Below are 24,216 nucleotides of genomic sequence, written 5' to 3' on the forward strand. Positions count from 1 at the left end.
GCTGATTTTCTTCGCATAGACTTGAGTCTATGAACGACCAAAAACCCGCGGCCCCCGTATTGGGGGGCGGCGGGTTTTTGCGTGTCCGGCTTGATGTGTCCTACGACGGCGGCCCCTTCAGCGGGTGGGCGCTTCAGCCGGGCCGGAAGACCGTGCAGGGCGTCCTTGAGGAAGCCCTGCACCTGCTGGTCCGCCGGCCCATCCGCGTGACGGTCGCCGGCCGCACAGACGCCGGGGTGCATGCCCGCGGTCAGGTGGTCCACCTGGACCTGACGGAAGCCGAGTGGCAGGGACTGCCGCGGGGGCACGAACTCGATCCCGCCGTCGCCATGCTGCGCCGCATCCGGGGCGCGCTGAGCCGGATCCTGGGGGACTTGACAGGCGCCGTGGAGGTGCACAGCATCTCGCTGGCGCCGGAGGGCTTCGACGCCCGCTTCTCAGCCCTCTGGCGGCGGTACAGCTACCGGATCGCGGACGGCCCGGCCCTCTGGGACCCGCTGGAACGCTACTTCACCCTGTGGCACAAGAACCCGCTGGATGTGGTGCTGCTGAACGAGGGCGCGTCAAAGCTGCTGGGGCTCCAGAACTTCCTGTCCTTCTGCAAACCCCGCGAAGGTGCCACCACCATCCGTGAGCTCCAGCGCTTCGAGTTCGCGCGGGGGGAGGATGGCGTCATTGTGGCCACGGTGCAGGCCGATGCGTTCTGCCACAACATGGTGCGCGCCCTGATCGGTTCTGCCCTGTACGTGGGGGAGGGTCTCGAGGAACCCGGCTGGCTGCATGAGCGGCTCCTGGCGAAGAAGCGGGACGCGAAATCGGTGCTGGCCGCGCCGCATCCCCTCGTGCTGGAAGAGGTCGCCTATCCCTCGAACGACGAGCTGTTGGCCCGGGCGGAGCTGACCAGGGCGCTGCGCGAGCACTAATCCCCACCCGCACCCTAGCCTCGCAAGCTCGGCCAGGGAACCCTGCGGGCGTGGGCCCAGCCTTCAGAACGACGGCGGCGGCCCGTCCGCAGGCAGGGTCACGGTGAAGGTGCTGCCCTTCCCCTGCCCGCTCTCGCAGCTGATGGTGCCGCCGTGGCCCTCCACGATCATCTTGGTAATGGACAGGCCCAGCCCCGCCCCCGAAATGGAGGCTTTCTGGGCCGCTTCCGTGCGGAAGAACCGTTTGAAGACCCTGGCGCTGTCCTCCCGGGAGATCCCCATTCCGGTATCGCTGACGCTGAGTTGGACCCAGTCCCCACCGGCACGGGCGCTGATGCTGACCGTGCCGCCATCGGGAGAGTACTTAATGGCGTTGGAAACCAGGTTGTCCAGGGCCTGGCCGATCCGGAGCGGATCCGCGTAGGCCCACAGCGGCGAGGGAACGTCCGCAGTGAGCTGGATATGGGCCCGCTCGGCCAGGGCCTGCGCCGACCCCAGGGTGGTTTCCACCAGGCTGGCGAGGTCCGTCCTTTTCGGGTGCACGTTCAAGGCAGCCGACGCCGATGCGGACAGGTCCGCAACCAGCGCCAGCAGCCGCTCCGCGTTGCGCTGGACCACCCGCAAACGGTGGGTAAGCTGCGGCGGCAGTCCGCCGGCGTCGTCCAGCACCAGGTCTATGTTGCCGATGATGGAATTCAGGGGCGTCTTGAACTCGTGGGACACGTTGGAGACGAGCTCCTGGTTCGCTGCCAGCGCCTCCACCCAGCCGGTGACGTCGGTGTACACCACAACGGCGCCGTTGAAGCTGCCGTCGTCGCCCACCAGGGGCCTGGCCGCCGTCGACACCGCGCGCTGTTCCGCTCCCTCTCCGGCCCACACCAGGTAGTCCGCGAAGGATTCTCCCGCAATGGCGCGGCTGATGGGACGTTTCTCCGGCGGCAGCAGGGTCCGACGGTCCTGCCCGAAGATCAGCTGGTGCCCCTGTCCCGGTATGGCGCCATCCGCCTTGGTGGACGCGCGGAAATGCCGCTGTTGGTTGTTGGACACCAGGAAATGCCCGTAACGGTCGACGGCGGCAATGCCTACGTCTGTTGCGTCAAGGACCGTCTGGAGCAGCTTCTCCCGTTCCCGGCTTTCGTGCAGCAGTTTCCGCAGCTCCTTGTCCTTCTGCGCCAGTTCCTGCTGCTGGAGCCGGAGGTGCACGCTGGCGAAGCGGATGGCGAGGGAGACCGAGAGCATCATGAGGGGAAAGAGGAGCGTTGTGGTGACGTCCGAGGCAGTCAGGTAGGGGAAACGCCCGGCCAGGGACGGGACCATGATGAGCATGGTGCCGAAAAAACTCAGGACCAGGCTGCTGCGGGCCAGCATGCCCGAGGCAGAGAGCCAGATCACCGGGAAGACCGCCAGGACCGCCAGGCCAGGGAGCAGGGGAGCGGCGCCGTTCCGGAGCAGCCCGATCGCCAGGAAATCCAGGACCGGGATCAGCAGGTAGGGCCGGTGGGCCAGGCGCTCCCAGGGCACCAGGAGGCAGCCGAGGAAGAGGGCGCCGTGAAGGAGGATGCCGGACAGGTAGAGGGGGCTGTGGACCAGTGTTGGCCAAGCGAAGGGAGTGGCCGCAGCCAATGCCGCCACGATCAGTGTCAGCGGCAGCTGGCACAGGGCCACCTGCGCCCTAGGTCCGAGGCCACGGAAGAAGCGGGCAGGTCCGCGCTGGAACAGGTGCTCAGCCATAAAAGGGTTTCAGGCCCCGCTGGCTGGACCGGATGACAGGTCCGTAGGGGCACTGGAATTGCTGCGGCTCACTCCGGAGTATCCTCTCAGTTCATAATCCACACGTCTTGTCATAGTAATTGACTTTCCGAAATCAATGCAGAAAGGGATGTGATCAGCATGGCTTACTAGTAGCGTATAAATGGTTGGAGCGGGTATGGCATTGGCGCTGGGCTGATGGGGGGCCATGTCCGCCTGGCTCAGGGATATCAATGGACGAACTTGGTGTGGCTGTAGTAATTGAAGACGATGCCGATGTGCGCAACCTCCTTGAGGGCGTGCTGACCCAGGCAGGATTTGAAGTGCATACAGCGGTGGACGGACGAGCCGGTGTGGAAGTGGTCCGCAGCAAACAGGCCAATGTTGTCACGCTGGATATCGGGCTGCCGGACATCGACGGGTTCGAAGTATTGCGGCGGATCCGCCATTTCAGCAATGCCTACGTGGTGATGCTGACCGGCCGGACTGAGGAGCCGGACCTGTTGTCCGCCCTCAACGCCGGAGCGGATGACTACATTGCCAAACCCTTCCGGCCCAGGGAGCTCCGGGCACGGGTGGCGGCCATGATGCGCCGGCCCCGGCATGAGGTCAACGGTCAGAGGCCAGCGCCGGCGTGGGGAGCACCTGCCACCCCGGCTGCCGCGCCTGGCACCCACGACTCCGCCGTTTTGCAGCACAACGGCCTGACCCTCAACCACCGCACGCGGACGGTGGAGGTCAAAGGCGAGCCACTCGGGCTCACCCGCAGTGAATTCGACCTGCTCCATGTGCTGCTCCGAGGCGGCGGCGCGGTGTGCACCCGGGCTGACCTCGTACGGGCCGTGCGCGGCGAGTTCTATGACGAGGACACGTACATCAGCGAAGCGGACGAGCGCGCCGTCGAAGTCCATGTGGGCAACCTGCGGCGCAAGCTCAAGGAGGACCAGCTCTCGCCCCGCTGGCTGCAGACGGTCCGCGGCGTGGGCTACCGGCTGGCTCCGAAGAGGCCGTTCGAAGAGTAGGCGGGAATCAGTCGTTTTCCAGGATGTAGGTGGCCTGGAGTTCGGAGACGGTCTGCCCGCCGTCCGCCGCCACGCGCTTCATGAGCGCCTGGCCCTGGCCGAAGTCGCCCAGGCGGATCACGGACTCCAGCAGTTCGGCGAGTTTCGCCAGCCGCAGGCCCCCCACCATGGCGGAAGTGATCTTCAGGCTGATGACGGCGTCCAGGGCTGAGTCGCTGTCCTGGTTCTCCACGGCTGCTGCGAGCCGGGTGTAGCGCTGGTCCCACATGGCCGCATAGTCGCGGGCGAAGCGCTGGGCGAGGCCGGAGCCGGCCAGTTCGTCGTCCAGCTCCTCGAGGACGGCGGCGTCAACGAGCGGCAAGAGACCGGCCGCTTCCTGTGGCAGCGCGGCTCCGGCAGCTGAAGCGATCCCTGGCTGCAGAGAGCCCGCAGCGGCGGCCTCGCGGCTGGTGCCGGGATCTTGACTGTGCATTGTTCAAGGCTACTTCCTGAAATTCTTCCGTTGTCCTATTTCGGGTGATCCTGTGGAAACCTTGAGCCATATTTCAGCCCGGACTGCGCTGGCTTACTGTCCGCTGAAGGTAACCACGGTATTGATGACGGCCGGTCCAAGAATGGCAATAAAGAGAACCGGGAATATAAAGAAGAGCAGCGGAAACAGGATCATTACCGGGAGTTTCATCGCCTTTTCCTCAGCCCGCTGGCGCCGCTTTACCCTCATGACCTTGGCCTGGACCCGCAGCACGCGGCTGATGGCAATACCGTACGTGTCCGCCTGGACCACGGCCTGGACGAAGCTGCGCAGCTCCGGAATGTTGGTCCGTTCAGCCAGGGCGACATAGGACTCTCGGCGGCTGCGGCCCACCTGCATGTCCTGCAGGGTCCGTACCAGTTCTTCGGCCAACGGGCCCTTGCCGTTCTCTCCTGCGCGGGCCATGGCACCTTCGAAGCCCAGGCCGGCCTCCACGGAAATCAGCATCTGGTCCAGGGTGTTGGCCAGTTCCAGCTGCATGACCTTCTGGCGTTCCTGCCCCTTGCTGTAGAGCAGGAGGTCCGGGATGAAGTAGCCCAGGAACAGCAGGAACAGGCCTGCGAGTTTCATCAGCGGAGTGCTTCCGATGGCCGTCAGGTAGATGCCTACCGTGACGCCCGCCAGGCCTATCGCCAGCTTGGAGCCGAGGACCTTGCCCAGCGGCATCGAGGCGGGCCGCCCGGCGAGGGCCAGCAGCCGGTCAAGGAAGGCGACATATGCCGGGGGAGTGAGGCGCCGGCCGATGCCTTCGAGCATGCCGGATTTGTCGGCGTCGGCGTCGGCAACGGCCACGGGTGCGGCACCGCGGGACAGGAGGTCGTTGACGGCGACGCGGCCCTGCCTGTCCACTGTCAGGACGGACCAGGCCAAACCGGCGACGGGGATGCAGACCAGCAGGATGGAGAGGAGAACTGTCAGGTTCATGGGTTCCTCAGAACTTCAGGTCGATGATTTTGCGCATCCACAGGGCGCCGATGGTCATGAGGACAAACGAGGCCCCGATCATGGCCCAGCCCAGGGGATGGGTGAACATGGAGTTCATATAGTTGGGACTGACGGCGAGCAGCATGGCCACAATTCCGAACGGCATGGCGATGAGGATGTAGGCGGAGAACTTGCCTTCGGCGGCCAGGGCCTTGATGTGGCCTTTGATTTCGGCGCGCTCGCGGATGGTTTCGTTAACCTGGTCCAGGACGTCGGCCAGGTTGCCGCCCACCTCGCGGTTGATTTGGATGGCCTGCGAGATCCAGATGAAATCCTCGTTCTTCATCCGGTCGGCGGTGTCGTTGAGGGCGGCCAGCAGGTCGCGGCCCAGGCTGGTCTCCGTGATCACGCGCCGCATCTCCTCCGACGTCGGCTTCTGCGACTCCGCTGCCGCAGCATCAATGGCGCGCAGGATGCTGTGCCCGGCGCGGAGGCCGCCGGAGAGGAGCTGGAGGGTGTCTCCCAGCTGGCTGTCGAAGGTGGCCCGCCGTTTACCGGCCAGGAATCCCAAGACGAGTTTCCCAATGAAGGGCGCCAGCAGCGCCAGGAGCAGCCCCACCAAAGGGCCGACCGTGACCGTGCCTACCAGCATCCCCACGCCGGCGCCGATTCCCACCAGCAGGAAGAACTCGGCCTGGCTGAGCCGGAGCCCGGCGTTCTCGAGCTCGGGCCGGGCAAAGAGGGAGATGCTCCGGCCGGCGAGGAGCCGCTCAAAGGAACGGACGGCGGAGAGCGCCACGCGCGTAAGGGAGGACTGAGGGTCGGGATCAAAAGGACGACGGCGGTCCAGCGGCACGTCCGGCGCGCTGGGCAGAAGGATAGCGGCACCGAACAGGGCTACGGCTATCAGCAGGATGGCGGTTCCGGCAGCAAGGATCATGGCGGCCGTCACCGTCCGCCGTGGTTCTGGCCGGCGGTGGGTTGGCCCGCCGCCGCCTGGGGTCCGGCGAAAACGCCGGGGGAGACGTGGATGCCCAGGTCTTCGAACCGGTCGATGAACCGGGGCCGGATTCCGGTGGCCACGGGTTTGCCCAGGAAGCGGCCCTGCGCGTCCACTCCGGCGGAGTAGTCAAAGACGAAGGCGTCCTGGAGGGTCACGATGTCCCCTTCCATCCCCTGGACTTCGGTGACGTGGGTGATGCGGCGGGAGCCGTCACGGAGCCGGGAGATCTGCACAATGAGGTTGACGGCGGAGGCGATCTGTTCGCGGATGGCGCGCAGCGGCAGGTCCATGCCAGCCATCAGCACCAGGGTTTCCAGCCTGGCCACCGCGTCCCGGGGGGAGTTGGAGTGGACCGTTGAAAGGGAGCCGTCGTGGCCGGTGTTCATGGCCTGGAGCATGTCCAGTGATTCCCCGCCGCGGACCTCGCCCACCACGATCCGGTCCGGGCGCATACGCAGCGAGTTCCGGAGCAGTTCGCGGATGGTCACCTCGCCCTTGCCCTCGGTGTTCGGCGGGCGGCTTTCGAGCCGGACCACGTGCTGCTGCTGGATCTGGAGCTCCACGGCGTCCTCGATGGTGACGATCCGTTCGTCCGCGGGCAGGAAGGAGGACAGGACGTTCAGGAGGGTGGTCTTGCCGGTGCCGGTACCGCCGGAGACGATGATGTTCAGCTTCGCTTTAACGCAGGCGTTGAGCAGCTCGGCCATTTCGGGCGTGAGCGTGCCGAAATCGATGAGGTTGCGGACGGTCAGCGGGACCTTGCTGAATTTACGGATGGTCAGCGAGGATCCGCCCACGGCCAGCGGCGGGATCACGGCGTTGACACGGGAGCCGTCCTCGAGGCGGGCGTCCACCAGTGGTGAGGACTCGTCAATGCGGCGGCCCACCTTGGACACGATCCGCTCGATGACCTTCCGCAGGTGTTCCTCGGAGCTGAAGCGGGACTCCGTCAGGGTCAGCTTGCCCTTGCGTTCCACATAGATCTGGTCCATCCGATTGACCATGATTTCGGTGACGGCGGGATCGTCCAGCAGACGCTGGAGGGGGCCGAAGCCCAGGACGTCGTCGGAAATATCCTGGACAAGCCGGGTCCGCTCCTCAGGCGTCAGCGGAACCTGCTCGGCGTCGATGATCCGCGTCAGCTCCTCCTTGGCCGTGCTCCGCAGCTCCTGCTCGGTAGCCGTGGCGTCGTTGAAGCGCGCGCCCATCCGCTCGAAAAGCGCGGTGGCCGCGCGGTGCTTCATGGCGGCGAAGACGTCCACGGACTGTGCCTTGGGCACTGAGGGAGCTGAAGGCACTGTGGAGGCACCGGCGTCGGACGTTGGAATGACGACGGCGGGAGCGGCGGGAAGGTGCCGCGGCTCGCCCTCCCGGGTCCTGGCCGGGGCGGCCGCGGGACGCGGGGCTTCGAGCACGGCAACGCTGCCGCCGGCGGACTGATTGCGGTCCTGGACCGCGCTGATCCGTTCGGAGAGTTTCATCAGATGACCACCCTTCGGTGCAGTTTCCGCTGGGTCTGGGTACGCCACGCCGGGTTGAACCGCTCCACCAGCTGGCGGAGGCTCTTGACGGCCGGGTCCTTTTTGGATTCCTGGAGGACGGGGATGCCACGGTTGGTGGACAGGGCCACGGCGCGGGACCGGGGAACGCTGACGTCCACCGGGGCGCCGATGGTGGATTCGACGTCGCGGACGTTGAGGCCGGCCTTGGCGTCGGCCATGTTCAGGACCACGTGCCGGGATCCGGGCATGATCTCCAGCTGGCGGAGCACCTCCAGGCCTGAGCGGAGGCCGCGGAGGCTGGGGATGTCCATGGCGCTGACCCAGACAACGTCGGTGCATTGTTCCATGGCGGCGAGGCCGATTTCGGGCATGCCGGGTGCGGTGTCCAGGACCACGTACTGGAATTCCTGGGACAGCTGTTCCAGCAGATGGGTGATCTGGTCCGGCGTGATGTGGTCCGCGTCCACCGGGTTCGGCGGGGCGCACAGTGCGTAGATCCCGGCCGGGTGGACCGTGAGGAATGCCTTGAGGACCAGTGAGTCCTGGGCAGCCGCGGGCGTGACGGCGTCCGTGACGGTGTGCTCCGGGTTGAGGTACAGGCCGGAGGCTACGTCGCCGAACTGCAGGTCAAGGTCCACGATGACCACGCTCATGGGCGCGATCTGGCCGAGGCCGATGGCGATATTGGTTGCCAGGGTGGTCTTGCCGACGCCGCCCTTGGGTGAGAAGACGCCGATCACCAGGCCCTTTCCGCCGTTATCCGCCGCCTGCGTCTCGGGGCTCCGGTGGCGGGTGGCGAAGGACTGGCAGGCACGCTCCAGCAGCACGCGGATCTCGGCGGCGTCGGCCTGCGGGCTGAGGATGTCCCGGATACCGGCGCGCATGGCGTGGACCAGGAAGGACGGCTCGATGTCGCTGACCAGCACCAGGCTGAGGCCCGGGAGCTGGACGTCGAAGACCTTGGCGAACCGCAGCGCCTCATCGTAGGGGACGTCCGGGCCGATGATAAGGACTTCGGGCTGCTCCTGGTTGAGGAGGGCGAACAGTTCCGCGGGGCCCGCGGGGAGGATGTCCGAGGCGATGGTCTGCACGGAGCCGCGCAGGCCGTGGGCGACGGCGGCGCGCAGCTTCTGGTCGAACTCGCCGCTGGGGGAGAGGAGGACGAACCGGCTCACTTGTAGACCACTTCCTTGCGTTCGATCCGGGGTCCGTTGTCCTGGGCGTCGAGGGGTTCCTTGGTGAGCCAGAGGCTGCCGTTGATTGACGTGAAGATGATCTTGCTGGCGTCAACGTCGCTGACGGCCACGGTCAGCATGAGGGATCCTTCGGGGAGAGCAGTGTTCTCTTCGCCCTCGGCGGTCTCGGCGCTCGCAGCCCCTTGGACTCCGGTGACGAGAACCTTGCGGAGGGTGAGCTGGGTGGTGGCGTCCTCTGCTCTAGCCTTGTAGGCGCCGTTTTCGAAGTTCAGCGAGATGCCAACGTGGTCTCCGACATTGACCCGGCCGCCGACGACCCGCTGCGGCTCCAGCTGGAAGGAAACTTCCTGGAGGCCGGCGGGAACCTCGACGGCGCCGTGTTCCTTGACATCGGCGGGCGCGACGAGCCGCTCGGCCAGGAGCTGTTCCCCTGGAACCAAGTCCACGGCGCTGACGGTGTTGGCCTTGCCTTCAAGGGTGCTGAGGGCGCTGTCTGACTTGCCTGCTGCCGGGACCTTCTCGACAACCAGGGAGGCAGCCATGTCGTTGACCGGAGTGCCTGCGGGGATGGCGGTCTTGACCACCAGGACGTCCACGGGTTCGGTGGAGGCGAGGGCCCGCTGGTCCGCGCCGTTGGCGTAGAAGATGATGAGGAGGGCTCCCACGAGCGCCAGGGCAACCGCGGCCGTTCCGGCGAGCAGGCGAGACTTCACTTTCAGCTCCTGAATATCTGGGGTGGTGGCTAGAGGGTGGGACGGGCGATGATGGCGCCGTATTCGTCAACGGGCCCGAGGGTGTAACCGTCGGCGAGGGAAACGTATTTGACGAAGCTGCCGATGACGCCGCGGCACTCACCTCGGCATTCCGTGGCGGAGGTGACTCCCGTCGTCGTCGACGCCCTGTTTTGGAAGGTGTAGGGGAGGGACGAGTCTCCGCTGAACTTCCAGCCGGTGACCTTGAAAGCCGCGAAGGAGACAAGCCCGTAGACGGCGCCGGCGCCGGTTCCGGTGACCTTGTTGAACACCGGGAGGAGGACAATGACGTCCCGGCCGGCGGTGATGTCGCTGGCCCAGTCGTTGAGTTCTGTGGCGCAGTTTCCCGGCGCGTTGTTGCCGGGGTCGCTGCCGCCTTCGCTGACGGCTAGGTCGATGGTGCCGCCGCACGCACCGGCGTCCTGGACCAGCCAGCCGAAGCCGCCCTGCACTGCCGCTCCTGACGGGCCGTAGTTGCAGTCGGCGTTGGCGTTCTTTCCGTGTTCCTGGAGGAGCTGGAGCCCCGAGCCGATTTTGTCCTTTACCTGGCAGATGGAAAACGCCAGGGGGAACGCTGTACGGCCGGCCTGGGGGCTGCCCCAGACGGCCGATCCGCGGGCACCCACTTCTTTGGTGGGAACGCCGAGGACGTCCGCGAAGAAAAGGGAGACGGAGTTGTCCGTGCCGCCGGCCTCTTTCGCGGAGGTGGTGACACTGACTTTCCGGGCGGTTTTGTCGAGCTCGATGGTGTGCACCTTGCTCATGCCGTCCAGGGCGTTCTGGTCGGCGAGGCTCGCCGCGAGGGTGGACGTCGTGGAACACACCGGATCCGCTGCATTCCGTGCGCACTTCTGCGCCATGGCGATGGCGGAGGCGTCCGCGCCGTTCTGCAGTTGCGCGCGTTCCGAGTAGATCACCCCGACGTCGACGGCGATCGCTACGAACCCGAGGAGGGTCACCAGGAGGATGGCGACGATGACGCTGATGGCGCCTTTCTCGTTTGGTGCTTTGTCCGTGGTCAGCCGCCGCACAGCATGACCCCCTTGCCTGTCATGGGGAAGGGGCCTGCAATGCCGGTGATGGTGGACAGGTTGTACTTGATGGTGAGGGTCACCTGGGCGCCTGTGCTGCACGCGTTGGTGCTGAGCGTGATGTCCGAGGCGGGGATGGTGGTGCTGACGGAGGCTGCGGCGTTCTGGGCGGCTGTCTTTGCACCGGTTGGATCGTTGCCGATGGCCATCACCCGGACGCCGTCGCGGGCTGCGTTGGTGAGGGTGATCTGGGCGTTGTAGGCCCGGCCGAATTCGATGGTGCCCAGGACAAGCATCAAGAGGAGGGGCAGCAGGATGGCGAATTCGACGGCGGCTGCACCGCGTTCCGAATCGTGTGACACCTGCTGCACCTCCTCTTGGATGACTCGTGTTCTGTGCCTGCTTCTTTGAGGCGGTGCGGTTCCGATATGGGGGGCCGGAACCGAGCTGACTAAGGGGTGGTGGGCGCGAGCTCGTTGTTGACGGAGTCGAAGAATCCGTCGAGGGTGCCGCCCAGGGTGTTGACAGCAACGATGATGACGACGGCGATGAGGCCCACCATGATGCCGTATTCAACGGCGGTAGCACCCTTCTCTTCGTTGAGTCGGTTCTTGAGGTTGAAGCCGAGGGTCTGAAGTGTAGCGATGAGAGAAAGCATTTGTACTCCTGAGCGAGACGGATGGCTGGCCCTGCACCAGCACTAAAACGAAGGTAGCAAGCAGATTTGCCTCCAATCCCGGATCTTGGAGCATCCTGCGCAAAGGCTTTACGCGGTGTATTTCTCCTGCGCTTTTGCTGGGTTCTCGCTGCGCTAACGCTGGATTTCGCAAGGCAGTGGGCACACAAGCGGACCCCCTCGGTTCTGGGTGCCGAGGGGGTCCGGTATATGGGGCGCCTGGCGGCGCGGGGAAAAGATTTTAGAGCAGGGTCTGCATGATGTTGATGACTGCGGGGCCGAGAAGAACGATGAAGAGCACCGGGAAAATGAACATCAACAGCGGGAAGAGGACTTTGACGGGAAGCTTCATGGCTTTCTCTTCAGCGCGCTGGCGGCGCTTGACCCGCGACTGCTTTGCCTGTGTCCGGAGAACTTTGGCCAAGCCGATTCCGTACTTGTCCGCCTGAACCACCGCTCGGACGAAGCTGCGTAGCTCTGCCACTGAGGAACGATCTGCCATGGCCTGGTAAGCCTCTTGGCGCGGACGTCCTACCTGCATGTCCTGCAGGGTGCGGGTGAGTTCCTGCGCCAGCGGGCCTTCGCCGTACTGACCGGCGCGGGCCATGGCTGCTTCGAATCCGAGCCCCGCCTCCACGGAAATGAGCATCTGGTCCAGGGTATTGGGCAATTCCAGCTGAATAGCCTCTTGCCGCTTGATTCCCCTGTTGTAGACAAGGAGATCCGGCAGGAAATAACCCAGCCCTGTGATCAGTAAACCTATTCCGACGCTCTGAGGCGTTGGGGAACTCCTGAATACGAAGATCGCCAGTACGGCGCCGGCCAAGGCAAGGATGGGCTTGCCGATGATCAGTTTCTCCAAGGGCATTGAAACCGGACGTCCAGCCAACGCCAGCCACCGGTCCAGCTTCGCTTCGTAGCTGCCGGGAGTGAGCCGTTTGGCGATACCCAACATGGCAGGAGGACGAGCCGTCGCCGTCGGTCCGCTATGAGTGAAGCCCTGGCCCAAGTTGGTTTGAATGGCTAAGGCACCCCTCCGATCCAATGTGGCCAGGACCCAGGTGAAGTAGGTGAGAGGAAGAACCACGGCGGCAATGATGAGCCAGGCTATGGGTGTCATGACGATCCTCCTAGAACTTGATCTTTACGGTGCGGCTCATCCAGACGCCCCCGATGACAAACATGACAGCGCTAACGGCGATCATGATGTTGCCAAGAGGCTCCTCGATAAACACCCTCATGTACGTAGGGTTGATAACCGAGAGCATGAGGGCGACTGCCACCGGCATACCCATGAGCACGACGGCTGACATCTTGCCCTCTGCGCTCAGTGAACGCACTTGGCCCTTGATCTCGCTGCGCTCGCGGATGGTTCCCGCCACCTGCTCGAGCACCTCCGCCAGATCGCCGCCGACTTCGCGGTTGATCTGTATGGCTTGGCCGATCCAGCCAAAGTCCTCGCTGCCCATACGCTGCGCGGTTTCCTCCAAAGCCTGCCCCGGGTCCTTGCCTATGCGGGTCTCGTTGACAATCCGCAGGAGTTCTTCGGAGGTGGGCGCATCGGATTCCAAACCTGCGGCTTCCAGGGAACGCATAATGCTGTGGCCTGCCCTCAAGCCACCAATCAGCATCTGGATGGTGTCAATGAGCTGGGCTTCGAATTTACCCCGGCGCTTGTCCGTGCGAATGCTCAGAACCAGACGGGTAAGAAAGGGCGCCGCAGCCCCCAGGAGAATACCTATGACCGGGTTTGTGAACAGCGCGCCGAGGAAGCCAAGCAATACCGACGCCACGGCCACAAGGACGGTGAAGTCCGCCGGCGTCATTTTCACACCTGCGTTGTAGAGGAGGTCCCGGTTGAAGGGACCGCCGGACTTACCAAGTGCCCGGTCGACGTTGTCGACCAGCGTCTGTGAAACTTTGCTGAGGGACGAATTCTCGGGGCTGCTGCCCTTCGGACGTCTCCGGTCCAAGGGAATCGTGCCCGTTGTCGGTTTCAGGACCACAAAAAACAGGATGACCAGTGCGCCGAAGCACGCGAGTACCGCCACTCCGATGAGCAGGGGACTTTCCACAGCTACCGCCTCCCGAGAGGCGCCATGTCGACACCGAATACGGCAGGTGAGACACCAATTCCAAGCTCGGCGAAACGGTCGAGGAACCTGGGCCTGATGCCGGTCGGAATTGGCTTGCCCAGGAATCGGCCCTGGGGGTCCATTCCTGCTGAGTAGTCGAAGAGAAAGACGTCCTGGAGGGTGACGATATCGCCTTCCATACCTTGGACTTCGGTCACGTGGGTTACGCGACGGCTTCCGTCGCGGAGCCTGGTGACTTGGACAATGAGGTCCACGGCTGACGACACCTGTTCACGGATAGCCCGAAGCGGGAGGTCCATCCCGGCCATGAGAACCAGAGTCTCCAGCCTTGCGATCGCGTCCCTGGGCGAGTTAGCGTGCACCGTGGACAGTGATCCATCATGGCCTGTGTTCATAGCTTGCAGCATGTCCAAAGACTCGCCGCCCCGGACCTCGCCCACAATGATGCGGTCCGGCCTCATGCGGAGGGAGTTACGCACCAGGTCCCGAATGCCAATTGCGCCCTTTCCTTCGATATTCGGCGGGCGGCTTTCCAGTCGCACCACGTGGTCCTGCTGCAGCTGGAGCTCAACCGCGTCCTCGATCGTGACGATTCGGTCGTCTTCCGGAATGAAAGAGGACAAGACGTTCAACAGCGTGGTCTTGCCGGTACCAGTACCACCAGAAACGATGATGTTGAGCCGTGCCCTGACGCAGGCGCTAAGGAGTTCAGCCATCTCGACCGTTAGCGAACCCCACTCAATGAGGTTTCGCACGGTGAGCGGGACATGGCTGAACTTGCGGATGGTGAGTGAAGGGCCGTTCACAGCGAGTGGAGGAATGATCGCATTGACCCTCGACCCGTCTGCGAGGCGGGCGTCTACCAGGGGCGAAGATTCATCAATCCTGCGGCCCACCTTGGAGACAATTCGTTCGATGACTTTTCTCAGGTGATCGTCCGAGCTGAATTGGGACCCCGTCAGAGTCAGATGGCCACCCCGCTCGACATAGATTTGGTCAAAACGGTTCACCATGATTTCTGTGACGGACGGATCCTCGAGGAGCCGCTGCAAGGGTCCGAAACCCATGACCTCGTCGGCAATCTCACGGATGAGCCGCCGTCGCTCTTCGGGGGAGAGGGGTACCTGTTCTTCATCAATGACGGCTGAAAGTTCCTCCACTGCCGACGTGCGCAGTTCCTCTTCGGAAGACGAGGAATCCCCGAACCGGGTTCCCATCCTTTCGAAAAGTGCGAGCGCCGCCCGCTGTTTCAGTCCTGCGAGCGCGTCGACGACTGGCGCTGGAGGGGCGTAGGACGCGCCAAGCTGTGAGGCAAGCGGCGTACGCGGCGGTGCGGCGGGCGTGTCTGCCATGCCTTCAAAGGAGGGCGGCATCTCCCCTGTGCTCGTTGTTATAGCCGGCGTGACAACAGCTCCGCTGCTTTGCTTGGAAAGCCGATCTGAAAGTCTCACGATACAACCACCCTTCGATGGAGCTTATTTTGCGGGGACGACACCCATTGAGGATCAAAGCGGTCCACGAGACGCCTGAGGCCCTTGGCTGCTGAATCCCTGTTGCTGCTCTGCAGTACCGGAACCCCACGGTTAGTAGAGAACGGCAACGTGCGGGAACGCGGAACAACTGCATCGATAGGGACACCAATGGTTGCTTCTACGTCCTGGACAGACAAGCCGCTCTTGCGGTCGGCGAAGTTAAGGACTGTATGTCTTCCTTGTGGTACTAGTTGCAGCTCTTTCAGCACGCTGAAGCACTTACGGAGGCCACGAACACTCGGGACGTCCATCCCGCACACCCACACCCCGTCCGTTGCCTGTTCCAAGGTGGCAAGCACGTGTTCACCCAGCCCCGGAGCAGTATCCACCACCACGTACTTGAACTCGCCAGCCAACTGATTGATCAGCCGGCTGACATGGTCCGCCGTGATGTAATCCGATTCGGCCGGCGTCCGTGGTGCGCAAAGGGCATAGATACCGGCAGGATGTACTGTCAAAAAAGCTTTCAACACCATGGAATCCTGGGAGGCAGAGCCGTGGACGGCATCTGTTATGCAATGTTCTGGCTCTAGAAGGAGGCCGGAAGCCACGTCGCCAAACTGAAGGTCGAGATCCACTATGACCACACCCATTGGCGCTACCTTGCCGAGCCCAATGGCAAGGTTGGTCGCGACAGTCGTCTTGCCGACGCCGCCTTTAGGCGACATCACCGCTATGACACGGCCCCTCTCCTGCCCCGATTCGGCTGCCGGGGCCATCCCTCTGCGGCGGCTGGCCGCTGCCAGGCACGCGCGCTCCAGAAGCACCCTGAGATCGTTGACCACGATCTCAGGAGTCACCACGTCCCTGATCCCGGCGTGCATGGCACGGAGTACAAGGTCGGGGCTTGGTTCTGCAATGAGCAGCAGGCTGACTTCCGGGTATTGAAGGTCGAAGACGGTTGCAAGTTTGAGTGCGTCGTCCGGGGCAACGCCGGGGCCCAGGAGCAGGACCTCCGGCTGGGCGCCCGAGAGCTGCCGCAGTACGTCTTCCGGTCCTCCTGCCAGGACCTCCGGAGAAAGCGTCTGCAGCTCGCCGTGCAGTGCACCAGTTATTGCTTGCCTGACTCGTCCTTCAAAGTCCCGTACTGCAGTGATGGCGACGAAACGGCTCATTAGTACAGCCCTCCAAAGGTTGTAACCGGGGGGTCGCTCTTGGTGCTGGTGTCGGTCTGTTTGGCCAGCCAGATGGTGCCGAATTCTGCTCCGAAGACCAGCTTGGCGGCGTCTGCGTCAGTCCTGGCAACAGTGACAAACGCTGACCCGTTGGGCATTTCAACAGCGCTTCCAGTGGAGTCCGAGTCATTGGCGCTTCCGGACTTCGTTGTCTCCGGTGCGGCCTTCTGTACTGCCGTTACCAGGACATCGTGGAACAGGAGACCTGTGGACTGTTTCCAGCCTTTGACCTCTTCCGGAACGCGTGCGTTCTCGGGCATCCCGTCTTCAGACTTGAACGAGGTGTAAACGGTGACAGTGTCGCCCGCTTCAACACGCCCCCCCAAGAGACGTTCCGGCGAGAGAAGGAGCGTCACTTCCTCCATCCCGTCAGGTACGGGGACGGTCCCTGGCACCAGTTCGCGCGGGTCCACCAGCCGTGAGGTCAGGAGTTGCTCGCCTGGTTCTAAGGCAACCGATGTCACTTTTCCTGTTTGATCGCCGAGACCTTCTAGCGCCCCTTCGGGTACTGCTGACTGCGGGATAGCTGCCAATTCAACGTAGTTATTCAGGTCCTCTGCTTTTGTGCCGGCGGGTACTTGCTCTTTGACCACGAGAACATTCACGGGGTCGAGCCCCTGCGCTGCCCTATTGTCTGCACCCTGTACGTATACGACGAGAAGTACCGTTCCTATGACGGCCAGTACCAGCGCCGCGATGCCTCCCAGTAGGCGTGATTTCACTTGTTTACTCCTTCAGGTTTCATGCTGCTTCGAGAGCGGAGAGCCTGGTGGCTACTCCGAGAGCCAAACTTCGGTTGCCCCGAGGTTCGGTGCTCCACCGCTCGTCGCCAGTCCTTCTGCGAGGGAAACGTAGCGGGTGAAGTAACCCTGGATGCCACGGCAATTGCCAGTGCACTCGGGCGCCACGGGGTCCAGATTCGTCAAAGAGGGACCGCCGCCAAACTTGTATCCAGTAACTTGAAATGCGATGAAGCCGACAAGGCCATACGTTGCATGCTGGCCGGTGCCACTTGCAGTGCTGAAGATCGGAATGAGGATTGGCTCATCCATGAGGGTGGCGATTATTCCGTTGCACTCACTCGGGAAGTCATTGCCGGGATCGTTACCCACCTCTGCTGCTGCGAGATCGATATCTGCCGAGCAACCGGTGTCCCTGTCCAGCCACCCAAAACCGCCCTCCGCATATCCGTTCTGAGGGACGCACCCGGGGTAGTCCGGAGTGTTTTCGTCATAGCGCAGCAGGATATGAGTAGGAATGGGATCCCCTGTGAAGCTCCCGGTTGAATTGAGCTCAGCGAGTTGAGATGGTGACAGATACTGTTCGAAGACGCACTGGCTGATGGTCCAAGGTAGGGTTGTTGCCTCTGAGGGAGCTCCCCAAGTGGCTACGGCTGCAGCATGAATGACGGCCGTATCGTTGCCAAGGACTTTGGCAAAAAACAATGCAAAACTATCGTCCGTTGAGCCCGCCCCCTGTGCATTGGTTTCAACTCTTACGCTGTTGGAGGAGGGCTGCGTTACGGAGAAGGTTCCGCTGGAGGCGTCATTGGCGTTTTCGTCTGCAAGACGGTTGTCACTGTCGGCCATAGCTGTTGCGCAGTTGATTCCCTTTGCACAGTCGCCGGCAATGGCCAGGGCAGTCGCGTCTGCACCGTTTTGCAGTTGGGCTTTTTCCGCATACATGGCCCCGACATCGACAGCCAAAGCAGCAAAACCCAGCAGGACGACCATGGAAAAAGCGACAAGGACCGCTGCTGCTCCCCGCTCCTTGTCCGACGCTCCGGGAAATATCTTCACCTTGCTGCTGCTGCTCATCCTTAGCCCCCGCATCGCATTACTCCCACGCCGGTCAGTGTCATTGGAAAGAGTCCGCCAGTGTCAAGAAAGCCGGACAGTGACGGGAGGCTCACGCTGGTGGTGACTTCCACGTCAGCCCCTGATGTGCAGGTGCTGGCGTTATCGGTGACAGTCATAGCTAGGCCGTTCAGGGACGGAGCAGCCGCGAGTGCGGTTCCCTCGACATCCAAAGTGCTTTTGTTGTAGTTGATGGCGGCATGCCTGGCGCCTTCCCGGGCGGCTTGGGTCAAAGAATTCTGAACATTGAAGACCCGGCCAAATTCCATTGTCCCTATGAGGATGAGTAATAGAAGCGGCAGTAGCACTGCCATTTCTACCGCAACTGCACCGCGCTCTTTTGTTTTCGAATTCAAGACCGTCTCCCCGGGCTCGGTTTTCATGTGTGTCTGAGATGTCGCAATATCTCGACCTGGAGAATTGCATTGGCCCCGGGGACGGTCTACCGACGGTCCACGGGGCCAATGACATGTCCTGAGCTAGAGCTTGAGCGTGGTGTTGTCGAACAGGGTGTCAATACCGACACCCAAAGCAGCGGCACCAACAGCGACGATGATGGCGATGAGAGCGACCATCAGGCCGTACTCCACCATGGTGGCGCCCTTTTCCGACTCGAAGCGCTCCTTGATGCCGGCGATGAAAGCAGTCATTGAGACCATGAGAGAAGTCATTGTAATTTCCTTTAATTCGGTGAAATGGGTTTATTGGATTTCAACGAATTTCCAGCTGCCCCCATAAATCCTTAGCGGCTGGACTTCGCTAAGAAGAGATTGTCATTTGGGTGGTGAGGGCAACAATGCGTAGTGGTACTCGACTTTTTGAAGGGGCGTCAAAAGTACGTACTCGAACGATGGGGGCGGTACTCAGGTATGGAGCCGAGTACAGTCGCCCACTACTTGGAAGGAGGCGCCCCGGCGCAGAAAGGGGACTGGCCCGGCGCTATAAAGAGGACTACGGAATGAAGAGGCTGGCCCCAGCGAGAGCACCAAGCATGGAGGGCCCGTGGGCCACTTCTGATGGTTCTTTCGGGCCTTTTTTGCTGAGCAGCAACGCCGTGATCGCTCCGTTGAGGATGAACCCAAACAGGCCCCCGTAAAGGAGTTGGCTCCAACCTAGGTACCCGAGGTAGAGGCCGACAGGTGCCGCGAGCTTTACGTCGCCCATTCCGATGGCGCCCGGAGAAATGAGGCCCAAGCTGAGGTAGCAAGCAAACAGAATCAGGGCTCCGAGTGCCGAGCGAAGCAGGTCATCGGCCTGCATATTAAGAAAACCCGGCATAAGCAATAGCAGGAACCCGCCAGTAAGCAGCATGAACACGAGCGGGTTGGGCAGCAAATGCAGGGCGATATCGATCCGGGACAGCTGCACGCCGAGAATTGCCAGGAACAGGAAAGCCGGCAGCGCAAGTCCTAAGCCGAATCGCAAACTAAAGGCGACGCAAAGAACGGCGGTAATTGCCGCCGTCGTAATCCTGACAGGGACAGCAGGAAGGCCGCCCAACCGGGGAAGCCGCCTGGCGATGAGGTTCTCGGCGAGGGGAGAGAGGACCAGGCCAGCGATTGCGGCTGCTGTCACCAGAAGCCAACCGACGGAACCGTCAGTACCCGATGCAACCACGCGACCCCCTGCGTCCGTCAGGCCGGCAGTGTTTGGGCAACCTCCGGCTACCCCATTTTGACCCTGAACCCCTTAACGCGCTAATCTTGGGAGTCGTTGTGCGTGTCCTATTCCGATGGTGCGTGCCCGCTTGAGAATCCGGTTGCAGGATAACTACTCAACGTGCACATTCGGAACCACAGGATGACTGGTTACATAGAGCCCTCACCTCTGTTCCGGTAGCGCGCAGATAGTAGGTGCACGAGCTAGTGACACCTAAAAAAGAACGCCAGAACAAGAACGAGGCAAACACCGTGCGTACGTACACCCCGAAGCCCGGCGATATCAACCGCCAGTGGCACGTCATTGACGCCACAGACGTTGTCCTTGGTCGTCTCGCGAGCCAGACCGCAATCCTGCTGCGCGGCAAGCACAAGGCCACCTTTGCGTCCCACATGGACATGGGCGACTTCGTCATCATCATCAACGCTGAAAAGGTTGCCCTCACCGGCGCCAAGCTGGAGCAGAAGCGCGCATACCGCCACTCCGGTTACCCGGGCGGCCTGACCTCCGTCAACTACGCGGAACTCCTGGAATCAAACCCGGTCCGCGCCGTTGAGAAGGCGATCAAGGGCATGCTCCCCAAGAACTCCCTCGCTGCCCAGCAGCTGGGCAAGCTGAAGGTTTACCGCGGTGCTGAGCACCCGCACGCCGCCCAGCAGCCCAAGACTTTCGAAATCACCCAGGTCGCCCAGTAGTCCTGGCCACCAAACAACTTATCTATACAAGGAGAATCGTGGCTCAGAACGAAGAGACCACCGAAGCCGTTGAGGCTGAGGAAACCCTGACCAGCTACACCTCTGAAAGCTCAGCTGCTGACGCGGCTGCGCCGAAGAAGGAGCGTCCGGCCCTGACCGTTGCCGGCGCAGCTGTTGGCCGCCGCAAGGAAGCCGTTGCACGCGTTCGCGTTGTCCCCGGCTCCGGCAAGTGGACCATCAACGGCCGTGCGCTGGACAACTACTTCCCGAACAAGCTGCACCAGCAGGACGTCAACGAGCCGTTCAAGATCCTTGATCTCGAAGGTGCCTACGACGTCATCGCCCGCATCCACGGGGGCGGCATCTCCGGCCAGGCCGGTGCTTTGCGCCTCGGCATCGCCCGTTCGCTGAACGAGATCGACGTCGAGAACAACCGCGCCACCCTGAAGAAGGCCGGTTACCTGTCTCGCGACGCCCGCGTTATCGAGCGTAAGAAGGCCGGCCTCAAGAAGGCCCGCAAGGCTCAGCAGTACTCCAAGCGCTAAACCCGCTTACACAGAAGCCCGTCCCGCCATTGGCGGGGCGGGCTTCTGCCGTTTAGGGCCGCACGAGCACGTAGAGTTCTGCGCTCTCGGTGGTCTGGGCCGGGAAGTTCTGCCGCACCCACTGCACGATCCGCGCTGATTCGCCCTTGCCTTCAAGAGTTAGGGGCGGAAGGTCTTGGATGACGAGTGAACCCACTTTGCCTTCCGCAACGAAGTGCTGGAACTGCTCCAGTGTCGGAAACGGGTCTGTGCCGTCGAACCCGCCCACCGGCAGCACTGCGCGACCCAGTTCGAGCTGGTAGTTGGCGGCAGTTTCAGATCCCACGGTGGCTGTCACCCAGGTCGCCGAGGGGTGAAGGTTTCGAAGCACATCTGCTACGGCGGCCGGTGGAGCATCGCCAAACATCAGGGCCACATGCCCGGGCGTCAATTCGTCCCCCAGCTGTTGTTTTCCCGGGTGATCACTGCGGAGGCCGGCGATGGCCGGCCCCGCCACGACACCGGCTCCCGTGTGAGGACTGAGGACGGTATTGGCGGACCACAGGACAGGGCCGGTCAGTAAGGTCGCAAGGAGCACAATCGTTGAGACCTGATGTAAGGCCGGGGGGGATCCTGGCAAGAGGTAAATGGCGCTGGCCGTGGCCCACATGCCCAGCACCAAGAGGGGCACGCCCGGAAGTTCCGCCGTGGAACGAAGGGTAGTGGCATACGCCATGGTTGATGATGCCAGCAGGACCACGAATAAGACGCTACGGCTAGGCCGGTACGCCGTAGTGAATAGACAGGCGAAACCGGTGGCCGCCAAGATGCAAAGCGGAGGCACCGCAGTGAGGGAGTAATACGGATGTAAAGTTCCGGACATGAACGCCAGGACTGTAGCTGATGTGGCAAACCAGATGCCGCACATCAACATCACCATCCTGAGCCCCCGCGTGCCCTGGTGCTTCGCCAACCAGAAAGTGGCAATGACAAGACCGGCTAGGGCAAGCGGCAAGAACCAGCCGAACTGGCCGGAAAATTGCGGCTGGAGGAAACGCTGATAGCCCGCATCCAAGGCGTCGACCTTGGTTCCAGCCGTAAGTGTGCGGCCAGCTGCCTCGCCTGTGAGCCGCTGGAGGCCGTTGTAGCCTAAGGCGAGCTCTAACGAGCTGTTCGTCGTGGATCCTCCGATGAATGGCCGGTCAGCCGGATCCGTGATCTGCACCGCTAGGAGCCATGAGGCGCCAACAGCTATTGTCGCGGCTGCTGAGTACCCCAAGTGGAGGAGGCGCCGAGGCCAGGTGCTCCGCGCGAAAGCCAAATATGTGATGGCCAGCGCAGGAACAATTAGGCCAATCTGTAATTGTTTGGTGAGAAACCCAGCTCCTGCCATTACGCCCACGAGGGCCATGAGCCAGGGCCGCTCATATTCAATGGCCAAAGCAGTCACAAGTGCCGTGGCCACCATTATGAGAATCAGTAGGGCGTCTGGGTTGTTGTAGCGGAACATCACTGTACTCACCGGCGTCACGGCCATGAATGTCGCGCCCAGAAGCCCTGTAGTGACTCCCATGTATCGACGAACCAGAGCATAAACGAGGTAGACGGTTAATATCCCCATAAGTGCCTGCGGAAGAAGGATACTCCAGCTGTTTAATCCAAACAGTCGGACGGAGATTGCCATCACCCAGATGCTCATGGGTGGCTTGTCCACTGTGATGGCGTTTGCTGGGTCAGAAGAACCGTAAAAGAACGCCGTCCAATCCTGGGCGCCGGACATCGCTGCGGCCGAGTAGTAGGCGTTTGCCCACCCGTTTATATCCAAACCCCAGCAGTATAAAAAGCCTGTGAGCAGGAGAAGGGACAGCAGTGAAGCACGTTCCCATAGCGGAAGGGATTTAGCGCCCGGGAGAAAGCTGGTCGCCAGGTCACCTAGTCTCGATGTAAGAGTCTGATCTCTGGCTGCACTTATGGCAATTTTGATCGGAGTCACCATGCCCTTCACTTGACAGGTTCTCCAGCCGGCCAAAAGGTCCGTAGAGCAGGCCGTTCATGAACCCGCCGCACACGGAAAACCCAGAGCCGGAGGAGGACAAACCTCATGAGCGTGGCGAAGATGTTGGCCGCTGTCAGCGTGAGGAGTTCCAGGTTTGGCGCCGCGTCAGGGCTCGCTGCGTGGAGGATCAGCAACGACGAGGACGTTATGGTCCAGGCCAGTAGAAAAACAATCAAGCCCTGAAACTGTTGTGTGAACAATTTCGCCGGGCCACTTATCCCGAAGGTGAACCTGCGGTTAGCGGCTGTATTGCCGACAGCCGTTAGGAGCAGGGCCAGGAAATTGGCTTCCTGGGCCCCGAAAGGTCCTTGGAGAACTAGGTAAAGCAGGGCGAAAGCAAGCGTGGAGACAGCTCCGACCAGTCCAAAGCGGAGAACCTGGCCAAAAAAGCTGGGCCGGCCCGACGGCACGATGGGCCGACGCCCCAGCTCTGCATATATCGCCGCTACTGGAATTACTCCTTTCACCAGAGAACCGGCAACGCGGACCATGCCCCGCAGGTCGTCGAGAGCAGTTTGTTTGATATCCACACGGCTGTCCGGGTCATCCACCCAATCGACAGGAATTTCATGTATGCGCAGTCCAGAGCGCTCGGCAATGATCAGGAGCTCAGTGTCGAAGAACCACCCGTTGTCCTCCACATGGGGGAGGAGGCGCTTCGCAACGTCTGCGCGGATCGCTTTGAAACCGCACTGGGCATCCGAGAAACGCACCTGCATGGTCCGCCGGAGAAGGAAGTTGTAGGACCTTGAAATGAATTCGCGTTTGGGACCCCTGCTTACACGGGAACTTTGGCCCAGACGAGTGCCAATAGAAATGTCGGAATGCCCGGACAACAACGGAGCGACCAAGGGCAGCAGCGCAGCCATATCTGTGGAAAGATCCACGTCCAGATAAGCAAGGACCTTCGCGTCGGAGGCGCCCCAGGCATCCCTCAGGGCGTATCCGCGCCCTTTGACGTCAAGGCGGCGATACTCAACATTCGGCATGTGCTCGCTGAGTCGAGCGGCAATCACCGGAGTCCGGTCGGTGCTTGCATTATCGGCGATGGTTATTTTCCACGTCGACGGCATTTCGTGCGTCAAGTATTCGGCGAGCCTTGTGATGCTGTTTTCGAGTACCGCTTCTTCATTGAAGACCGGTACAACAATTTCGAGCGCCAAGCCCCCATAGCTAGGTGTCATGCATGGATCGTAGGGACGCCCAAATAGCCGTGGCGAGGCTTTTGGAGAAAGACAGGTAAGAACCAAAAGAACCAAGTAGTCCCAGTAATCGCCCCCGCTGGAACGCAGGTACTGAACAAGTAGAAGCGG

General features: G+C 62.2%; 25 protein-coding genes. 4 read left to right on the top strand and 21 right to left on the bottom strand.

What is annotated here, in order from left to right:
- Positions 1-29: 29 nt before the first annotated feature.
- Positions 30-923, top strand: a complete 894-nt coding sequence (locus tag ACIQF4_RS00970; protein ID WP_400516299.1) for a tRNA pseudouridine synthase A — start codon at positions 30-32, stop codon at positions 921-923.
- 63 nt (positions 924-986) lie between these two features.
- On the opposite strand, the gene ACIQF4_RS00975 is transcribed toward ACIQF4_RS00970, so the two are convergent.
- On the bottom strand, positions 987-2,654 hold the full coding sequence (locus tag ACIQF4_RS00975; RefSeq protein WP_400516300.1) for a sensor histidine kinase: 1,668 nt from the start codon (positions 2,652-2,654) through the stop codon (positions 987-989).
- Positions 2,655-2,905: 251 nt separating this feature from the next.
- Here ACIQF4_RS00975 and ACIQF4_RS00980 point away from each other — a divergent pair, with 251 nt between their 5' ends.
- Positions 2,906-3,694 carry a response regulator transcription factor gene (locus tag ACIQF4_RS00980; protein ID WP_350002055.1) on the top strand — a complete coding sequence of 263 codons (789 nt, stop codon included), beginning with the start codon at positions 2,906-2,908 and terminating at the stop codon, positions 3,692-3,694.
- 7 nt (positions 3,695-3,701) lie between these two features.
- Here the strand turns inward: ACIQF4_RS00980 and ACIQF4_RS00985 are convergent, their stop codons facing one another.
- The 18 genes from ACIQF4_RS00985 to ACIQF4_RS01070 form a co-directional block, all read right to left on the bottom strand.
- Positions 3,702-4,166, bottom strand: a complete 465-nt coding sequence (locus ACIQF4_RS00985) for an Hpt domain-containing protein (RefSeq protein ID WP_350002053.1) — start codon at positions 4,164-4,166, stop codon at positions 3,702-3,704.
- Positions 4,167-4,259: 93 nt separating this feature from the next.
- Positions 4,260-5,150, bottom strand: coding sequence for a type II secretion system F family protein (locus ACIQF4_RS00990; RefSeq protein WP_400513844.1), 891 nt, complete (start codon positions 5,148-5,150; stop codon positions 4,260-4,262).
- A 7-nt stretch (positions 5,151-5,157) separates the two neighbouring features.
- Positions 5,158-6,090, bottom strand: coding sequence for a type II secretion system F family protein (locus ACIQF4_RS00995; protein ID WP_400513845.1), 933 nt, complete (start codon positions 6,088-6,090; stop codon positions 5,158-5,160).
- A gap of 8 nt (positions 6,091-6,098) precedes the next feature.
- On the bottom strand, positions 6,099-7,634 hold the full coding sequence (locus ACIQF4_RS01000; RefSeq protein WP_400513846.1) for a CpaF family protein: 1,536 nt from the start codon (positions 7,632-7,634) through the stop codon (positions 6,099-6,101).
- Positions 7,634-8,830 (bottom strand): CpaE family protein, encoded by a 1,197-nt coding sequence (locus tag ACIQF4_RS01005; RefSeq protein ID WP_400513849.1) that lies wholly within the window; start codon positions 8,828-8,830, stop codon positions 7,634-7,636. The genes ACIQF4_RS01000 and ACIQF4_RS01005 overlap by 1 nt, the downstream gene beginning before the upstream one ends.
- Positions 8,827-9,564 carry a Flp pilus assembly protein CpaB gene (locus tag ACIQF4_RS01010; RefSeq protein ID WP_400513850.1) on the bottom strand — a complete coding sequence of 246 codons (738 nt, stop codon included), beginning with the start codon at positions 9,562-9,564 and terminating at the stop codon, positions 8,827-8,829. Before ACIQF4_RS01010 ends, ACIQF4_RS01005 begins: the two co-directional genes overlap by 4 nt.
- Positions 9,565-9,593: 29 nt before the next feature.
- The gene (locus ACIQF4_RS01015) at positions 9,594-10,634 is read right to left on the bottom strand and encodes a pilus assembly protein TadG-related protein (RefSeq protein ID WP_400513852.1); all 1,041 of its coding nucleotides are present in this window, start codon (positions 10,632-10,634) and stop codon (positions 9,594-9,596) included.
- Positions 10,622-10,996 carry a TadE/TadG family type IV pilus assembly protein gene (locus tag ACIQF4_RS01020; RefSeq protein ID WP_400513854.1) on the bottom strand — a complete coding sequence of 125 codons (375 nt, stop codon included), beginning with the start codon at positions 10,994-10,996 and terminating at the stop codon, positions 10,622-10,624. Before ACIQF4_RS01020 ends, ACIQF4_RS01015 begins: the two co-directional genes overlap by 13 nt.
- Positions 10,997-11,085: 89 nt before the next feature.
- Positions 11,086-11,292 carry a Flp family type IVb pilin gene (locus ACIQF4_RS01025; protein ID WP_350002040.1) on the bottom strand — a complete coding sequence of 69 codons (207 nt, stop codon included), beginning with the start codon at positions 11,290-11,292 and terminating at the stop codon, positions 11,086-11,088.
- A 259-nt stretch (positions 11,293-11,551) separates the two neighbouring features.
- Positions 11,552-12,430: a type II secretion system F family protein gene (locus ACIQF4_RS01030; RefSeq protein WP_400513856.1), complete on the bottom strand. Its 879-nt coding sequence runs from the start codon at positions 12,428-12,430 to the stop codon at positions 11,552-11,554.
- A gap of 10 nt (positions 12,431-12,440) precedes the next feature.
- Positions 12,441-13,385 (bottom strand): type II secretion system F family protein, encoded by a 945-nt coding sequence (locus ACIQF4_RS01035; RefSeq protein WP_400513857.1) that lies wholly within the window; start codon positions 13,383-13,385, stop codon positions 12,441-12,443.
- 2 nt (positions 13,386-13,387) lie between these two features.
- Positions 13,388-14,758 (bottom strand): CpaF family protein, encoded by a 1,371-nt coding sequence (locus tag ACIQF4_RS01040; RefSeq protein ID WP_400513859.1) that lies wholly within the window; start codon positions 14,756-14,758, stop codon positions 13,388-13,390.
- Positions 14,759-14,853: 95 nt separating this feature from the next.
- Positions 14,854-16,053 carry a CpaE family protein gene (locus ACIQF4_RS01045; protein ID WP_400513861.1) on the bottom strand — a complete coding sequence of 400 codons (1,200 nt, stop codon included), beginning with the start codon at positions 16,051-16,053 and terminating at the stop codon, positions 14,854-14,856.
- The gene (locus ACIQF4_RS01050; protein WP_400513862.1) at positions 16,053-16,835 is read right to left on the bottom strand and encodes a Flp pilus assembly protein CpaB; all 783 of its coding nucleotides are present in this window, start codon (positions 16,833-16,835) and stop codon (positions 16,053-16,055) included. The genes ACIQF4_RS01045 and ACIQF4_RS01050 overlap by 1 nt, the downstream gene beginning before the upstream one ends.
- A gap of 51 nt (positions 16,836-16,886) precedes the next feature.
- Positions 16,887-17,930, bottom strand: coding sequence for a pilus assembly protein TadG-related protein (locus ACIQF4_RS01055; protein WP_400513864.1), 1,044 nt, complete (start codon positions 17,928-17,930; stop codon positions 16,887-16,889).
- 2 nt (positions 17,931-17,932) lie between these two features.
- Positions 17,933-18,352 (bottom strand): TadE/TadG family type IV pilus assembly protein, encoded by a 420-nt coding sequence (locus ACIQF4_RS01060; protein ID WP_400513866.1) that lies wholly within the window; start codon positions 18,350-18,352, stop codon positions 17,933-17,935.
- Positions 18,353-18,448: 96 nt separating this feature from the next.
- Complete coding sequence (locus ACIQF4_RS01065) at positions 18,449-18,640, bottom strand: Flp family type IVb pilin (protein WP_377194730.1); 192 nt, start codon at positions 18,638-18,640, stop codon at positions 18,449-18,451.
- Positions 18,641-18,920: 280 nt separating this feature from the next.
- Positions 18,921-19,544 (bottom strand): prepilin peptidase, encoded by a 624-nt coding sequence (locus ACIQF4_RS01070; RefSeq protein WP_400513869.1) that lies wholly within the window; start codon positions 19,542-19,544, stop codon positions 18,921-18,923.
- Between the two features lie 335 nt (positions 19,545-19,879).
- Between ACIQF4_RS01070 and rplM the strand changes: the two genes are divergently transcribed.
- Together rplM and rpsI are read left to right on the top strand one after the other, a co-directional pair.
- Entirely contained in the window at positions 19,880-20,323 is a 444-nt protein-coding gene (gene rplM, locus ACIQF4_RS01075) for a 50S ribosomal protein L13 (RefSeq protein ID WP_015937805.1), read from the top strand.
- A gap of 38 nt (positions 20,324-20,361) precedes the next feature.
- Positions 20,362-20,868: a 30S ribosomal protein S9 gene (gene rpsI / locus ACIQF4_RS01080; protein WP_050684362.1), complete on the top strand. Its 507-nt coding sequence runs from the start codon at positions 20,362-20,364 to the stop codon at positions 20,866-20,868.
- A gap of 52 nt (positions 20,869-20,920) precedes the next feature.
- On the opposite strand, the gene ACIQF4_RS01085 is transcribed toward rpsI, so the two are convergent.
- Together ACIQF4_RS01085 and ACIQF4_RS01090 are read right to left on the bottom strand one after the other, a co-directional pair.
- Positions 20,921-22,546: an ArnT family glycosyltransferase gene (locus ACIQF4_RS01085; protein ID WP_400579823.1), complete on the bottom strand. Its 1,626-nt coding sequence runs from the start codon at positions 22,544-22,546 to the stop codon at positions 20,921-20,923.
- Positions 22,547-22,848: 302 nt separating this feature from the next.
- On the bottom strand, positions 22,849-24,087 hold the full coding sequence (locus tag ACIQF4_RS01090; RefSeq protein ID WP_400513873.1) for a glycosyltransferase: 1,239 nt from the start codon (positions 24,085-24,087) through the stop codon (positions 22,849-22,851).
- Positions 24,088-24,216 lie beyond the last annotated feature (129 nt).

It is taken from the genome of Pseudarthrobacter sp. NPDC092202 (assembly GCF_044755505.1).
Classification (GTDB): Bacteria; Actinomycetota; Actinomycetes; order Actinomycetales; family Micrococcaceae; genus Arthrobacter.

Bases quoted from the DNA above. Each gene is read 5' to 3' on its own strand.
- ACIQF4_RS00970 (WP_400516299.1), top strand. From the start codon at position 30: ATGAACGACCAAAAACCCGCGGCCCCCGTATTGGGGGGCGGCGGGTTT.
- ACIQF4_RS00975 (WP_400516300.1), bottom strand. From the start codon at position 2,654: ATGGCTGAGCACCTGTTCCAGCGCGGACCTGCCCGCTTCTTCCGTGGC.
- ACIQF4_RS00980 (WP_350002055.1), top strand. From the start codon at position 2,906: ATGGACGAACTTGGTGTGGCTGTAGTAATTGAAGACGATGCCGATGTG.
- ACIQF4_RS00985 (WP_350002053.1), bottom strand. From the start codon at position 4,166: ATGCACAGTCAAGATCCCGGCACCAGCCGCGAGGCCGCCGCTGCGGGC.
- ACIQF4_RS00990 (WP_400513844.1), bottom strand. From the start codon at position 5,150: ATGAACCTGACAGTTCTCCTCTCCATCCTGCTGGTCTGCATCCCCGTC.
- ACIQF4_RS00995 (WP_400513845.1), bottom strand. From the start codon at position 6,090: ATGATCCTTGCTGCCGGAACCGCCATCCTGCTGATAGCCGTAGCCCTG.
- ACIQF4_RS01000 (WP_400513846.1), bottom strand. From the start codon at position 7,634: ATGAAACTCTCCGAACGGATCAGCGCGGTCCAGGACCGCAATCAGTCC.
- ACIQF4_RS01025 (WP_350002040.1), bottom strand. From the start codon at position 11,292: ATGCTTTCTCTCATCGCTACACTTCAGACCCTCGGCTTCAACCTCAAG.
- ACIQF4_RS01030 (WP_400513856.1), bottom strand. From the start codon at position 12,430: ATGACACCCATAGCCTGGCTCATCATTGCCGCCGTGGTTCTTCCTCTC.
- ACIQF4_RS01040 (WP_400513859.1), bottom strand. From the start codon at position 14,758: ATGGCAGACACGCCCGCCGCACCGCCGCGTACGCCGCTTGCCTCACAG.
- ACIQF4_RS01045 (WP_400513861.1), bottom strand. From the start codon at position 16,053: ATGAGCCGTTTCGTCGCCATCACTGCAGTACGGGACTTTGAAGGACGA.
- ACIQF4_RS01055 (WP_400513864.1), bottom strand. From the start codon at position 17,930: ATGAGCAGCAGCAGCAAGGTGAAGATATTTCCCGGAGCGTCGGACAAG.
- ACIQF4_RS01060 (WP_400513866.1), bottom strand. From the start codon at position 18,352: ATGAAAACCGAGCCCGGGGAGACGGTCTTGAATTCGAAAACAAAAGAG.
- ACIQF4_RS01065 (WP_377194730.1), bottom strand. From the start codon at position 18,640: ATGACTTCTCTCATGGTCTCAATGACTGCTTTCATCGCCGGCATCAAG.
- ACIQF4_RS01085 (WP_400579823.1), bottom strand. From the start codon at position 22,546: ATGAGCATCTGGGTGATGGCAATCTCCGTCCGACTGTTTGGATTAAAC.
- ACIQF4_RS01090 (WP_400513873.1), bottom strand. From the start codon at position 24,087: ATGACACCTAGCTATGGGGGCTTGGCGCTCGAAATTGTTGTACCGGTC.